Source organism: Pseudomonas sp. K5002 (genome assembly GCF_013386655.1).
Lineage (GTDB): Bacteria > Pseudomonadota > Gammaproteobacteria > Pseudomonadales > Pseudomonadaceae > Aquipseudomonas.
On sequence record NZ_JACARK010000667.1, the window covers coordinates 1 to 1240 of the forward strand.

2 protein-coding genes are annotated in these 1240 nt (G+C 64.3%); both read left to right on the forward strand.

The window, feature by feature from the left end; all coding sequences use genetic code 11:
* Nucleotides 1-391 (forward strand): hypothetical protein (locus HX846_RS25840; RefSeq protein WP_178966354.1); only part of this gene is annotated, 391 nt, incomplete at its 5' end.
* Nucleotides 388-1240 (forward strand): AMP-binding protein (locus tag HX846_RS25845; RefSeq protein WP_178966355.1); only part of this gene is annotated, 853 nt, incomplete at its 3' end. The genes HX846_RS25840 and HX846_RS25845, both read left to right, overlap by 4 nt.

Here is a 1240-nt window from a genome sequence, read left to right on the forward strand (position 1 = left end):
CAGCCGCTGGATGGCGGCGGCGATCATTGTCTTTTGCCTGCTGCTCGCCTGGTTCGACAACCCGCAGATGCTGCGCTGGTACCCGAGCCTGGTCAGCGCCTTCATGCTGGCACTGTTCGGCCTGAGCCTGAAATACGGGCCGCCGATGGTCGAGCGCCTGGCGCGCATGAGCGAGCCGCAACTGCCCGAAGAAGCGATTGTGTATACCCGCCAGGTCACCGTGGTGTGGAGTGTATTTTTCCTGTGTAACGGCCTGCTCGCCGCCGCGCTCACCCTGTGGGCGCCGCTGAGCTGGTGGACGTTGTACAACGGCATGATCGCCTACGGGCTGATGGGGCTGTTGTTTGCCGTGGAATGGCTGGTACGACAAAGGGTTCGAGGCCGCGTATGAATTGGTTGAATCTTGAGCACTTGCTGCTTGAGCCTGTGGAGCAGCGTTTGGTGACCACCGAACCTGCCCTGGATCACCCACTCCTGTGGGAGAAGTCCCTGAGCCTGGCCGCCGGGTTGCAAGCCCGGGGCATCCAGCGCCTGGCGGTGTACCTGGAAGATGCCGGCTTGCTGGCGATCGCGCTGCTGGGTGCATGGCGAGCAGGCGTCAGCGTGTTGTTGCCCGCTGACCTGCAACCACAAACGCGCCAACGCTGGGATGATGTCGTCGATGCCTGGCTGACCAAAGCTGGCGACCTGGATGCGCTGTATCAAGCGCCATTAAGCGCCGCGGCCCTGGACCTGGACGCCTGCTGCCTGAGCCTGTGCACCTCCGGCTCCAGCGGCGAACCCAAGCGCATCGACAAAACCCTGCGGCAGATGGCCAATGAAGTCCAGGCGCTGGAAACCTTGTGGGGCGCCGACCTGGGCGAGGCGTGCATCATCGGCAGCGTCGCCACCCAGCATATCTATGGCTTGCTGTTTCGGGTGCTGTGGCCGTTGTGTGCCGGGCGCACCTTTGTGCGCCAACAGTTGGCATTTCCCGAGGACTTGCAGCGCGCCAGCCGCGAGCATGCGCAATTTGCCTGGGTCGCCAGCCCGGCGCTCCTCAAGCGCATGGGTGACAACCTCGACTGGCCAGCGCTTACACCGGTCAAACGGGTGTTTTCCTCCGGCGGCGCCTTGCCCCTTGAGGCCGCCGGCAGCCTGCATCAGCGCCTGCAGCAATGGCCGACGGAAATCCTCGGCAGCTCGGAAACCGGTGGTATCGCCTGGCGCCAGGGCGAACAACCGTGGCAGCCGTTTGCCG